The 12557-nt window shown below is 40.5% G+C and carries 15 protein-coding genes; 9 read left to right on the top strand and 6 right to left on the bottom strand.

Annotated elements, in window-relative coordinates; genetic code table 11:
• The first annotated feature begins 83 nt into the window (after nucleotides 1-83).
• The gene (locus tag MTF64_RS00725) at nucleotides 84-815 is read left to right on the top strand and encodes an SDR family oxidoreductase (protein ID WP_054982017.1); all 732 of its coding nucleotides are present in this window, start codon (nucleotides 84-86) and stop codon (nucleotides 813-815) included.
• A 191-nt stretch (nucleotides 816-1006) separates the two neighbouring features.
• A complete protein-coding gene (locus MTF64_RS00720; protein WP_054982018.1) occupies nucleotides 1007-1249 on the top strand; it encodes a hypothetical protein in 243 nt (80 codons plus the stop codon).
• A 119-nt stretch (nucleotides 1250-1368) separates the two neighbouring features.
• Here MTF64_RS00720 and MTF64_RS00715 read toward each other — a convergent pair whose 3' ends face one another.
• On the bottom strand, nucleotides 1369-2277 hold the full coding sequence (locus MTF64_RS00715) for a LysR family transcriptional regulator (protein WP_054982019.1): 909 nt from the start codon (nucleotides 2275-2277) through the stop codon (nucleotides 1369-1371).
• 108 nt (nucleotides 2278-2385) lie between these two features.
• Between MTF64_RS00715 and MTF64_RS00710 the strand changes: the two genes are divergently transcribed.
• Nucleotides 2386-2628 carry a hypothetical protein gene (locus MTF64_RS00710; protein WP_054982020.1) on the top strand — a complete coding sequence of 81 codons (243 nt, stop codon included), beginning with the start codon at nucleotides 2386-2388 and terminating at the stop codon, nucleotides 2626-2628.
• A gap of 27 nt (nucleotides 2629-2655) precedes the next feature.
• Nucleotides 2656-3174, top strand: a complete 519-nt coding sequence (locus MTF64_RS00705) for a hypothetical protein (protein ID WP_054982021.1) — start codon at nucleotides 2656-2658, stop codon at nucleotides 3172-3174.
• 115 nt (nucleotides 3175-3289) lie between these two features.
• On the opposite strand, the gene MTF64_RS00700 is transcribed toward MTF64_RS00705, so the two are convergent.
• The 3 genes from MTF64_RS00700 to MTF64_RS00690 all read right to left on the bottom strand — a co-directional run bounded on the left by MTF64_RS00700 (nucleotide 3290) and on the right by MTF64_RS00690 (nucleotide 5929).
• Nucleotides 3290-4393: an FAD-dependent oxidoreductase gene (locus MTF64_RS00700; protein WP_248450118.1), complete on the bottom strand. Its 1104-nt coding sequence runs from the start codon at nucleotides 4391-4393 to the stop codon at nucleotides 3290-3292.
• A 3-nt stretch (nucleotides 4394-4396) separates the two neighbouring features.
• Entirely contained in the window at nucleotides 4397-5071 is a 675-nt protein-coding gene (locus MTF64_RS00695; protein ID WP_248450117.1) for a cupin domain-containing protein, read from the bottom strand.
• Between the two features lie 84 nt (nucleotides 5072-5155).
• On the bottom strand, nucleotides 5156-5929 hold the full coding sequence (locus tag MTF64_RS00690) for an SDR family oxidoreductase (protein WP_248450116.1): 774 nt from the start codon (nucleotides 5927-5929) through the stop codon (nucleotides 5156-5158).
• A gap of 169 nt (nucleotides 5930-6098) precedes the next feature.
• Here MTF64_RS00690 and gcvA point away from each other — a divergent pair, with 169 nt between their 5' ends.
• The 3 genes from gcvA to MTF64_RS00675 all read left to right on the top strand — a co-directional run bounded on the left by gcvA (nucleotide 6099) and on the right by MTF64_RS00675 (nucleotide 8992).
• The gene (gene gcvA, locus MTF64_RS00685; RefSeq protein ID WP_248450115.1) at nucleotides 6099-7028 is read left to right on the top strand and encodes a transcriptional regulator GcvA; all 930 of its coding nucleotides are present in this window, start codon (nucleotides 6099-6101) and stop codon (nucleotides 7026-7028) included.
• 155 nt (nucleotides 7029-7183) lie between these two features.
• Nucleotides 7184-7705, top strand: coding sequence for a carboxymuconolactone decarboxylase family protein (locus MTF64_RS00680; RefSeq protein ID WP_248450113.1), 522 nt, complete (start codon nucleotides 7184-7186; stop codon nucleotides 7703-7705).
• 57 nt (nucleotides 7706-7762) lie between these two features.
• The gene (locus MTF64_RS00675; protein ID WP_248450112.1) at nucleotides 7763-8992 is read left to right on the top strand and encodes an MFS transporter; all 1230 of its coding nucleotides are present in this window, start codon (nucleotides 7763-7765) and stop codon (nucleotides 8990-8992) included.
• Between the two features lie 351 nt (nucleotides 8993-9343).
• Here MTF64_RS00675 and MTF64_RS00670 read toward each other — a convergent pair whose 3' ends face one another.
• Nucleotides 9344-10318, bottom strand: coding sequence for a transposase (locus MTF64_RS00670; protein ID WP_248450111.1), 975 nt, complete (start codon nucleotides 10316-10318; stop codon nucleotides 9344-9346).
• A 170-nt stretch (nucleotides 10319-10488) separates the two neighbouring features.
• On the opposite strand from MTF64_RS00670, the gene MTF64_RS00665 reads away from it, so the two are divergent.
• On the top strand, nucleotides 10489-10821 hold the full coding sequence (locus tag MTF64_RS00665; RefSeq protein WP_004586271.1) for a gamma-glutamylcyclotransferase family protein: 333 nt from the start codon (nucleotides 10489-10491) through the stop codon (nucleotides 10819-10821).
• Between the two features lie 44 nt (nucleotides 10822-10865).
• Here the strand turns inward: MTF64_RS00665 and MTF64_RS00660 are convergent, their stop codons facing one another.
• The gene (locus MTF64_RS00660) at nucleotides 10866-11528 is read right to left on the bottom strand and encodes a hypothetical protein (RefSeq protein ID WP_248450109.1); all 663 of its coding nucleotides are present in this window, start codon (nucleotides 11526-11528) and stop codon (nucleotides 10866-10868) included.
• A 107-nt stretch (nucleotides 11529-11635) separates the two neighbouring features.
• Between MTF64_RS00660 and MTF64_RS00655 the strand changes: the two genes are divergently transcribed.
• A complete protein-coding gene (locus tag MTF64_RS00655) occupies nucleotides 11636-12511 on the top strand; it encodes a LysR family transcriptional regulator (protein WP_248450108.1) in 876 nt (291 codons plus the stop codon).
• Nucleotides 12512-12557 lie beyond the last annotated feature (46 nt).

The raw sequence follows: 12557 nt of genomic DNA, 5'->3' as shown, positions 1-12557 counted from the left end.
AATACTGTATTACAGCCTAATCAATTTTCCGTTGCGATAAAACTTTAGCAATCGCAACGGATACTAAACCAAAGGAATATCAAATGAGTTTTATCATTAAAGACAAAGTAGCTTTCGTTACCGGCGCAAATCGTGGCATAGGTAAAGCCATTGTTGAGTCACTTCTGCAACACGGTGCCAAAAAAGTATATCTTGGTGTGCGCAATCCTGAGTCAACTAAAGCATTAGAAAAGCAATACGGTGAAAAAGTAGCAACTATCCAGACGGATATTTCAAGCACCGACTCAGTTAACAAAGCGGCAGCTGAGGCTACTGATGTCGATCTTGTAGTTAACAACGCAGGTATAATGCTGTCGACTACACCTTTAGCAGAGAATATTTTTGAGTCTTTAGCTAGGGAAATAGACGTTAATGTTTATGGTTTAGTGCGTATCGCTAACGCCTTTGCAAAAGCGCTTGAACGTAATAAAGGTGCGTTAGTCCAACTGAATTCTGTGGTATCGATGAAAAACTTTCTTCAGGAAACCACTTACTCGGCATCTAAAGCTGCATCCTACTCAATCACACAAGGATTGAAAGACGCATTTGCCGAAAAAGGCGTTCAGGTACTTAGTGTTCACCCAGGCCCAATTGAAACAGATATGGGAAAAAGAGCTGGCTTTGATAACTTAGCAAGTGCTGAGTCTGTCTCTGAAGGCATTATAGACTCTCTTGAAAAAGGCGACTTTTTACTCTTCCCAGACGATATGGCTAAGATGATTGAAGGTGCTTACCAAAGCTACGCAGACAATATTATCTTGAAAGATTTTTCATAGTAAATCTTGAGCTAATAGCTAAGGGTTATACAGCTATCTACTCTCAAGCACTGTTATTTTTTTTTGTCGTTATAGCAGAGAAAGATAGAAGAAAATGGACCATGGCAAGCTTTGGTATTATTTCTGTATTAGGACTTAGCTATTTACTTTCTATTCAGTAAGCTGAATTTTAATGACACCTTGGAGCAAGCATGAAAAAAATTCCGCGTAAGTATCAATATCCACTTACTGTTTCTATGGTGTCATCTTCAATGTTGCTAGGAACGTCTGGGGTGATGGCCTATAAAACCCTGCCTGATGAGGCTTCGTTTATCAGTGCATGGATTAACTCTATTGAGCAAATTATCCCTTTTGCAATAATGCTATTATTAGTTGTCGCACCAACGATTAAACTCCTTGTGACGAAAATATTGTTAGAGCCAGAAGCAAAATGAGAAGTTGTACTGACTTTAAGCGCTTATTTTTATCAACGTCATCAATACTATAATAGCCAATAGCGGTCTATTAGACTTATCTTTTTAATGTATTTAGCACTTAATCTGTTCTAGCAAAACTAACTCACTATGGATTTAAATAAGTCTGATGGTTTATCCATTTTTTGAATTATTTTTTCTCTAAATGCGACCACCCTACTAGCAATCAACTGACGATCACTCCATACAATATAAGCTTTGCCTTTCGGGCACTCTACATCGGGCAATACCCTCTGTAGCACTGCGTCTTTTTCAAATTCTAACACTTCTTTCGGTATCAAGCCTATCCCTATGCCCGCTTTAACTGCATTAATCATTAAACGGAGGCTATTTATTGAATACTTAGCCATTACAGGTAGCTTTGTAGTTACACCTTGGTACTTAAATTCCCAAAAAGGTATAGTATTTCCTGCAAGTAAATTATGTTCAAGTAATGACTCTATATTATTGGGAATACCTTGAGCTTTAAGGTATTTGGGTGATGCAGCTAAGACTAGCTCAGTTTGAAATAAGGGTTTTTGAATTAATGTAGGTATATTGCTCGGTGTAGTAACAATCGCGAGATCAATACGTTCATCAATATAGTTTTCAGTGTCAGAAGAGAAACTAATGTGGATTTTAACACCGGGATGTTCTGTCATAAATTCGATTGCTAGATTCTGAAGAAAATAATCAGCGAAAGGCTCTGGACACGATACATAAATCTCACCCGTTAATGTTGCCTGTGTATTAGAAAGGTTGAGCCATTGTTCATCAACTTGTTTGAAAATAGGAGCAAAGCGTCGGTAATATTCTTCACCTGCATTAGTGAGTTGGAATTTTTTGGCATGTCGATGAATGAGTTTCTCACCTACTTTTTCTTCTAACTGACTCACAGCCCTAGAAAGCGTCGGGGCAGAGGCTGTAGCTAAAAGACTAGCCGGGGCGTAACCACCACACTCTACTGACAGGCAAAACCAATATAAATTGCCGAGCTCTTTTGCATCCATAATATCTAATCATTCAAATATGAATTTATAAATTTCAATAATAGCTATTTTTGAAATAAGGGCAAGGCTTTAAAATATGCCCTCTAAATTATTCAAGGTGTGACCAATATGAAAAAATTCCCTCAAAAATTTAAATATCCGCTAATAGCCTCAATGGTTTTACCTTCAATGCTTTTGGGCATGACGGCTATTATGGCCAGGAAAATGGTGTCTGACGATGTCTCATTTATGAGTGCATGGTCATACTCTATAGGAGAAGTTATTCCTTCTGCACTATTGCTTTTAGCTGTAGTTGCACCAACAGTTCGGCTTTTTGTTAGCAAAGTATTATTAGAATCTGAAGAGAAATAATTCACCATAAAATATAGGAAAAATGAAATGGGGAAACAATTATTACTAGAAGTATCACTAATATCGAGTGTATTCGTTATTGTCGGGTTAATGTGGCTGGCGTTACGCCATTCAGCGATGAACCCTTCGGCCATCATGCAAAAGCTATTAACCGGCTTGTTAGCTATTTTTTTAATTATGGCTGGCACAGTAAAGTTCTTTGAGCCGTTCAATACTATGTTTACTAAACAAATAGCTTTGAGTGGACTGCCATTACCCGAGATAGCTAGGTGGGCTGGTCAATTAGGTGAAATTTCAGCAGGTTTAGGGTTTTTGATTGTGCTTACTTTATCCAAGGTTCTAACAAAAAATATAATAAGAAAAGTATTTTATTGCTCATCACTATTAGCGCTATCTATTATGTTTGTCGCAGTGTATGTTCACATGATTCCAGAGGTAACTGCTGAGTTTTTACCATTACAATCAAAGCCTCCAATTCTAACATTAATTGTTATGTTGCTAATTGGGCTGAATGTGTGGATATTTAGGAAGTTTAAAAACGAATAAGTTAATCTGTTTAAATCACTATAATGATGGCTGTTTCTTGAACGCTCATAACCGCCCATCAGCTGCCGTTATGAGCTATATTAAAACGCTAAGCTCAAACCTCAGCCTCTACACATCATGCGTTAACTTTTTTTAAATACAGCTCAACGCCTATGCTTGCTGCATCAACCGCACCAGCTACATAGCCTGGAAATTGCACCGACCATTCGCTGCCAATACCGACTAAATTTTGATACCACGGGCCATTTTGCGCGGTTATGTAAGGTGCTGGGGTATGCGTATTAGCCGCATGTGTATCTAAATGTGTTGCGGTGAGTGGGTCTTGCGCCCAGTCTTTAATAATATCGGCTTTGGGTGTAGCGGCTTGTGTGCCAAAAAGCCTGACTAACTGCGCTCTGCAATGGGTGATTAAATCTTCATTACTAATGTGTTTTCGATCATCAGCGGGTATGCCAATAAAGCCAAATAATGCGGCTTGGCCTTGTGGGTTTGATGCATCGTGTATTTCTGCCATTGGCCCAACACTGCTGCGGGCGCTGCCCGAGAGCGTTTGCTTACGCCAAAATGGCGTATCGTACACTGCAATATACTTAGCGTGGGGTGCCATCCAGGTTGCGGTATTTTGCCACTGCGATACTAAATTGCTTGGCAATGCAGGGGTAAACGTTATTTGGTTTACGGCTAAACGTGGCGGCAGCGCAAGCATTACGTGCTCAACGTTTACTTTATTATCGGTTGTGTTTGAGGTGCTAAAGTTAACTTCAATATTACCGTGTTGATGGGTAATTGTTTTTACCAAAGCACCAGTTACTATTTGTTTGTTGCTAAGCTTTGCATGTAAGGCATTAATAAGTGTACTCATGCCACCTTTTAACCGCATAGACGTAGGCGCATGCGTATAACCGGGCATTGCTGTGGGTGGCTGTGTATGTGAGCGCTCTACTAAGGTATTGCCTTGCTCGTACTGGGCAAATGTTTCTAGGTTTAGGGTTTTAATAATGGTATTTAATTGCGGCTGAAACTCTGGCCAAAACCACGTTGGGCCAAGGTCAAAGCTATTTGCTGTCGCTTGCGACAGGCTTGTAAAGTCCATAATACGGCCACCTAATTGGTCTCTGGCTTCAAGCAATATGTAATCGGTAATGCCGCATTGCTCTAACTGGTAAGCTGCATACACGCCGCTTAGCCCACCGCCTATAATCGCAATTTTTGTACGCATTATTTAGCCTCCACAGCCTATGTTTTTAAAATTACCTACTTTTAGGTAAATTGTAGCGCTGTTATTTCCCGCAGATATTAACGCTTTACTCGTGCTTGGCAGCCTTAGCCAGCTTCCTTTTGAATATTCTACCTCGTTGTGTATTACGCTGCCGCCCAGTACAAATAGCTCTAAGGCATTATGTGCTTTTAGGTTATCAAATAGGGGCTGTTGCGGGGTTAACTTTACCAGTTTAGTTACTTCGTTATCATCTTGATAAAGCGGGCATATTAGGCGGTTATTTTGGGTTATCCACGTAGCCGGATCGTGTGTATTTATGCGCACAGAGGTGGCTTCTGTTACGCACATTTGCCACAGTTTTACAAAAATGGTTGCGCCACTTTTACTTTTAGGTGCATGTGAAGACCCTGACGGGTTTCGTAAATAAAAGCCTTGAGGGTAGTCGCCCGACTCATCTGAAAAAGTGCCCGAAAGTACCAATATTTCTTCACCACCTGGGTGAGCATGGCTTGGAAAAGTAGACTCAGGCGCGTAGCGTACTACGCTAGTTGCTCTGGCTTTTTCAGCGCCTATTCTGTCGAGCATTACCCGCTCAACACCCGCCTGAGGCGATGTTTGCCAACTATATTGACTTGCTAGCATAGAAGCTTGTTGTGAAAAATCTGAATTGACTCGCATTTATCCAACCTAAATTAAACAAGAGCAATAACATACATTATTGCTCTATAAATTTGCGCCCATCGAGGGCTTTAAAATTACGTATTAATTACGACCAGCCATTACACCGCCGTCAACATCCCATACAGCACCCGTTACCCAAGCGGCTTTGTCGCTGAGTAAAAACGCAATGGTATTGGCGACATCTTCGCTGGTACCTACACGGCCAATTGGATGGAAACTGTTAAAGCCTTGTAGGGCATCGTTTACTTGTGCTTTAGGAATAAAACCCTCGTAAATTGGCGTTTGTACAACCGCTGGCGATACTGCATTAACGCGAATGTTGTGCGCGGCTAATTCCATTGCTAAATGTTGAGTTAGCGCATGTAAGCCCGCTTTAGCCATTGAATACGCTGACGATGGTGTAGCTGCAATAGCTTGCTTACCCCACATAGAACCCACATTTACAATGGCGCCTGCGCGTTTTGCTGCCACTAAATTAGCGGCTACTTTTTGTGTAATAAAAAATAGTGCGCGGTTAATTTGCATGTACTGATCGTAATCAGCCGCTTCGTGCTCTAAAAATGGTTTAGGGAAAAACACACCGGCCGCATTTACCAGTAAATCCACGTCTGCGTGGTCTTGTGAAAGTGTGTTAATTAAGTTTTGCACGCCTTCGTCGCTGGTTAAATCAGCGGTTAACACCTCAACAGTTCCTAAAGCTGATAACTGCTCTTTTGCTGCTTGGGCTTTTTCTTTACGGTGGCCAACAATAACAACGTGGCCGCCTTGCTCTAAAATTAATCGAGCCGTGTCAAAACCCATTCCGCTAGTACCACCAATAACGAGTAATTTTTTACCTAAAAATTGCTTAGTCATGTTTATTGCTCCAAGCGCCACTAAGCGCTGTATTTGTTATATAAATAGAAAGTATTGGGTTGCCTAATAGCAAGTAACTTGCTGGTAGGCTTGGGCGGTATTTTTTACTTATTTACTTGCTTTAACAAACGAGATAATCTGAATCACCAGTAAAGAAAAAGTTTATCGTATGAAATCACCTATACACCTCAATGCATTAAAAGCGTTTGAAGCAAGCGCAAGGCACCAAAGTTTTTCAGCGGCAGCTGAAGAGCTAAATGTAACGCCTGCAGCCGTTGGGCAGCTGGTAAAAACATTAGAAGAGTGGCTCGACACGCCGCTGTTTCATAGAATGAGCTCAGGTAAAACACGGCTAGTAACCACCGAAACCGCGCAAAGTGCCCTGCCACTAATACGCGAAGGCTTTGATAAACTTGCCCAAGGGCTAGACATTTTAAAAGACAACGCCATAAGTGGCGCGTTAACAGTGGCAGTAAGCCCCGCATTTGCCGCCAAGTGGTTATTACCTAGGTTGCATTTCTTTCAAGAGATATGCTCGCAAACCAGTGTAAATTTAAATACTAATTTAAAACCTGTTGATTTTACTGAGCAGCGTATAGATATAGGCATACGCTTTGGTGTAGGCACTTGGCAAGGCTTAAGCGCAGAAAAACTAATGGATGAAGAGGTATACCCGGTATGCTCACCTAAGTTTTTAGAAGACTCAAACCGCTTAAACACCATAGATAAATTATTGAACGAAACCCTAATACACGATCAATCAATGGACGACCATACGGGGTTTCCGTCTTGGTCGGCGTGGTTAAAAAAAGCCGGAGTAACAGGCCCTTTAACCACTAAAAGCATTCAAATAAATAACTCAGCGGCTGTATTGCAATCAGCTATTGATGGTAACGGCGTGGCGTTAGCACGCAGTGTTATGGCTAAAGATGATCTAGCCGCAGGGCGATTAGTCAGGTTGTTCCCTAATATTTATTTTGAATCACCCTTGGCGTATTACGTTATTTACCGCCCCGAATGTGCTGAACTGCCAAGAATACACGCATTTAAAGAATGGCTGTTTAAAGAGGTAGAAAACCCGCGGGCTAAAAGAGATTAAAGCTCAGGAGTACTTTGATAAAATACAGCAGTAAAGAAAATATTTACCATGGTAAAAGATAATCTCTGTGGTTAAGTACGTTCATTCCCCGTAAGCTTTCGCTCCAAGTTAGCCACTTTAATGACTAAAGTGGCGTTTAATTAGGAGTAAACATTATGTCACAAGTAAGAGTAACGCCATGGCAAGATGGCGAGCAAGCCCCAGGCGAACTACTAGCCGAAATGCAAGGTCGTCGTCCAAACGGTGAACTAATAGGCATAGATAGAGTACTACTAAAAAGCTTTCCTTTAGCTAAAGGCTGGAATGAGCTGTTAGGGCGCGTTAGAGCAAACTTTGGCTTATCGCTTGAGTATCGCGAACTTATTATGCTGCGTGTAGCGGTATTAAACAAAGCCGATTTTGAATGGAATGTGCACTACCCTGCATACATACAGGCTGGCGGTAGCGATGAAAAAGCAACGGCTCTTAAAAGTGTGGTAGTAAATGCTGAGTTATTCTCTGAGCAGGAGCTGGCTTTGCTTGAGCTTACTGAGCAATCAACCACTAAAGTAAATGTTGATGGCGACGTTATTGAACGTTTAAAAGCACTATTTGGCGAAACGCAAACAGTAGAAGCGGTAGCAACGGTTGCTGCTTACAACATGGTATCGCGCTTTTTAGTGGCGTTAGACATTTAAATACCTCAACCATAAATTGCTTTTAAGCGCCTTGAATACTTTTAGGAAAGTGAAATCATGGAAAAATTAAGCGCTATAGACTCAGATAGGCTTGAGCAAAGCGACCCTCAAGTTCAAACAGCTAACTTATGGCGTTTAATGTTAGCTCAGGCACTTTCTGGGGCTAATAGCGTTGTGCTATATGCAACAGGTGCGGTAGTGGGCAGCTTGCTTGCTCCTACTGCACTTTTAGCCACTTTACCTGTTTCTATTTTTGTTTTAGGAATGGCGTTGTGTGTTTTACCCGCCGGTGAATTAGCACGAAAATATGGCCGGCGTGCAGCCTTTATGGCAGGCACTGGCACGGGTGTTTTAACCGGACTATTAGCGACTATTGCGTTGTATATAGACAGCTTTTGGCTGTACTGTTTATCTGCGCTATTGGGCGGCGCTTATGCGGCAGTAGCTTTGTCATTTCGGTTTGCTGCAACCGATGGCGTGCCCGAAAATAAACGCCCGCAAGCGCTTTCTATGGTAATGGCCGGTGGCGTAGCTGCAGGTATTATTGGCTCGCAGTTAGTAACGCATACCATGCACCTGTGGTCAGACAAAATGTTTGCTGCCACATTTATTGCGCAAGCCATTGTCGCGGCTCTCGCTGGTGTTATTTTGTTTGGCGTTAAATTGGCTAAGCCTTTAGCAAATCAAGCATATTCAGGAAGACCATTGAGAACAATTGCTTTGCAACCACGATTTATAAGCGCGGTTATTTGTGGTGTAGCATCGTATATGGTGATGAACTTTTTAATGACATCGGCACCTTTGGCAATGCATATGCACGGGCATAGCCAAGAGTCAGCAAACTTAGGAATGCAGTGGCATGTTATTGCTATGTATGGACTTAGCTTTTTTACCGGTAAGCTCATTGCACGTTTTGAGGCTGCTCGTATTTCTGTTTTTGGTATTATTTTAACTGCAATTTCAGCAGCTATAGGCTTTTTAGGTGAAGGTGTATATCACTTTTACGCGCTATTAATTTTGTTAGGCATAGGTTGGAACTTTGGCTTTTTAGGGGCATCCGCATTAGTGCTAGAAACGCACAAGGCAGAAGAAAAAAACCGTGCTCAATCGTTTAGTGACTTTATAGTGTTTGGCTTAATGGCGGTAGGCTCTTTTTCATCAGGTGGGTTATTAAGTGCGTACGGTTGGCACACCGTTTTATGGGCGTCGTTTGTGCCTTTATTACTAGCCGTTATTGTTTTGATATTAACCAAAAAATACCAAGCCAATTTTAGCGAGCAAGCTTAAACACACTAACTGCCCTACCAGCCGCTTTTATTAGCAAGCTAAAGCTTATTAAGCTGCTGGCAAAATTGCCTTACTTTTAATTCTTGTAGCGAGGCTGTTTTATATGAAATATAAACTCAATTAAAATGACACCCATCTTAAATTCTTCACAAGAATATAATTTATTTAAGATGACACCCACTTTAATTATTTAAAAAAATCGACTTAATTAAATGGCTAATTTAAAAATATGTAAGCTCAAGGCATATACTGCGGTTATTTTAAAAATGTGCTGCTATTTATGTAGTTAACTAAATTGAGGGCACGCTGAAACCAGCATTTAGGCTGTTTTTTAAATGAAAGAAGGTTTTTTTAGGCTAGTAGCTTTTCGCAATTACTAAAATTAACTCGTCGCTTTTTATTTAAATGCTCGCAGTAATTTACATGTGATTGCGGCTTACCTACAGCGCCATGAAATACGCGTGTAAAGTCTTTAGTGAGTTTTAACCAATTCTCTGGCGATATGTTTACTCTTTCTAATAAAGGGAGCTGTGTGTTTTCAATAAAACCTGGTTTGTCATCGCGAATAATGCGCCCTGTGAGCTCAACTAATTCGAGGTAACATTTAAGCTCGAACGGTAAACCTTTAGGCATAAATTTACGGGGCTTACCTGCAAATTTTAAAAGTTGTTTGGGTTGCTTTGCATTTTTAGCGCCCTGAATACGCTTTTGCACGCTGGTGAAGTTTGAGCACTCGGGGGTTTTAGCTACTTTTGCCCTTATTGGGTTTAAATCAACGTAAGCCATACAAGCTGCAAGGGCTGCTTCATCAAGGAGAGCTTGTGATTTAAACCGCCCTTCCCAAAATCGGCCAGTGCATTTATCTTCTTTATTAGCTTTGCGGGCAATATGTTCGTTTAAAACGCGCATAAACCAGCTAATGCTAGATAACCTTTCTCTGTATTGAATAATAGTTTGGCTTAAAAAGTATCGCTCTGTACTGCTAAGCTTCTCACCTTGTAAAAATTTTTGTGTAAGTGGTGTGCCTTTACATAGCTTATGCCAGCGTAGCAATATAGCTTTGTCATTTAACCTATTTGCTTTTTTATCATCAACATAAAGCACAATATGGGTGTGATTGCTCATAACTGCGTAAGCACATATATCAATACAAAATATTTTAGCGAGGCTAAATAGCTTTTGCTCTACCCAGCTCCTTCGATGTTCGTAGGATTTACCCGTTAATGAATCCTCGCCGCATAAATAAGCATGACGTACACAGCGCGAAATACAGTGATAATATTTTGTATCTGCCAAACTGATTTGGCGTTTTCTTGCAATAGCCATGTAGCACCTAGCTTTTGATGAACCAATTAAAAAAGTAGATGCTTATTGCGTAAAGTGCAAAAATAAGGATGGGTGTCATTGTAAGAGTAAAATTTCACTCGGAATTTTTTCATATTTAGTTAAGCTTTAGCTTAGTTAAACATAATCATTAGCCTTATTTAGGAGTTTACGTGTTAGAAGCGTTATTTGTTTATGGTACCTTGTGCCCAGGGCATCCGAACGAGCATATTCTTGCCAATATTGGCGGTACATTTGAGCAAGGCAGTGTGGTTGGCAATTTAATTAACGAGGGCTGGGGCGCCAAAATGGGCTTTCCTGCACTGGTATTAGACGAAACAGGTCAAGAGATAAAAGGCTATGTGTTTAGCTCAACTAATTTAAAAGATCACTGGCATGTGCTCGATGAATTTGAAGGCGATGCGTACTCACGCATTTTAACGCAAATAAAATTGTTAAACGGCGAATACGTTCAGGCAAATGTATATGCTCTTAACGTTAAGTAATTTATATAGCAGCGCTTTTTAAGCTAAAGCGCTGCTATGATTTTTTAATTAACTTCAAAATCGCGAGTTTCTAAATAGCTTGGTACGCTTTTAAAACAGGTCTTTAACTTACTTGCAAGCGCTGTGGTTACTGGTGCATCACACATTAACTTGCCATTATATTTTCCGTTAGTTAGTGCTACTAAACTGAGTGAGTCATAGCTTGGTTTACTTTGTATTTTATGAATTACCACCCCCTGCTCTGCTGAAACCTTTATTAAATCAAACTCTTCTTTTTCAGGTTGTGTTATAGCGATCTTTTTAACATATAACGGATTTTTAAAGGCCAGCTTTGTCGAAAACAAAGCCGTACCTCCGCGCTCAAAATGGCCATTAAACACAGTGGTAGTTAATGTGGGTGTCAGCTTATTTATTAATAAATTTAAATCAAATTTGGTTGGTAAAATGGTGATCTGAGTTTGTTTTTTTTGTGATTCGTTTAGTGCATTTTTGATTATTTTAAGGTGGGTGTCATTGGTAGTTACTTCGTACACTATTTGGTAGTTGTGTGGGGGGGCGTATAACGGCATGTGGCTGGCAAGTACTTTATCGCCGGCTAATATAAGCGCCATGCCATGAAAGCCATTATAGCTGTGTGATTTGTGTTGAGGTGTATTTGAGTGCGCTGCACTCGATAATAAAATAAAAATTAGCAGTATGTGTTTCATGTTAATGCTCAAAAATAAATATAACGTCACTATAAGCTGATTTTTATGTATAAATAATCGATAATAAGTTGTTAGTTGTTTCCTTTTAATCAATATGGTTTGGCGCTATGCATTTAGATGACATTGAAAAAGTAATTCATATGGCGAGTTCGCAAAACCTGCACACAACCGCTAAGCATTTTAATATTACCCCAGGGGCGCTGTCTAAAACGCTAAAAAAGGTTGAGGCAAATTTAGCCACGGAGCTGTTTAATCGTGTGGGCAAAACCTTGGTACTTAATGATAAAGGCAAAGAGTTTGTTAAGCACAGTAGCGATTTAGTTCATAATTACCAGCAGCTTACTAGCCGCTTTAAAAGCAATAATCATAAATTTAATGCGGTTATTGCAGGCCCTGCCATTTTACTTGAAAGTGGTTTAAAAAAGTTACTTACCCCTCTTAGCAACCTGCCCTGTTCGGTACGTATTAATAATGTGTTTGAAGGTGAAGCCATAAGCCAAGTTGCATCAGGCGCTGCGCATATTGCGCTAGTAACTCGCGAGGCACTAAATAATAGCTCACACGCTAATTTAGTGGCGGTTGATGTATTTAATACTGGGTTTAGTGTGGCTGCGCATGCTTCGCATCAGCTAGTACAAACTGGCTCTTTAACACTTAATAAAAATCAATTACTAGAGCTTGCTTTTGCATGCCCTTTGTTTTCACCCCTGTGCGGCCTTGAGCAAGGAGTAGGCTCCGACGGCTGGCAAGATGATATTGCACCGCGCAATATTGTATTTAGATGTAGCGATTACAGTGCATTAATAGAGGTGGTTCAAAGTGGCTTGGCGTTGGCGTATTTACCTAACTTTGTAATTGACGATTTAGGGCTTACAAAATTAACTGTAAAGGGGGTTAACAGTCTCTACTGTGAAAGCATTGTGATGATATACAAACCTTCAAAGGCCGATGGTTGGCTTAATAAACTTATGCATTCTTTATAGAAAAGCGCTTAAAAATATAAAGCGCCTTAACCACTACATTAAGACG

This window comes from Pseudoalteromonas sp. 2CM41L (assembly GCF_023161905.1).
Taxonomy (GTDB): domain Bacteria; phylum Pseudomonadota; class Gammaproteobacteria; order Enterobacterales; family Alteromonadaceae; genus Pseudoalteromonas; species Pseudoalteromonas atlantica.
The sequence above is the reverse complement of the archived record's forward strand: the minus strand, read 5'-3'. Positions and strand labels throughout refer to the sequence as shown.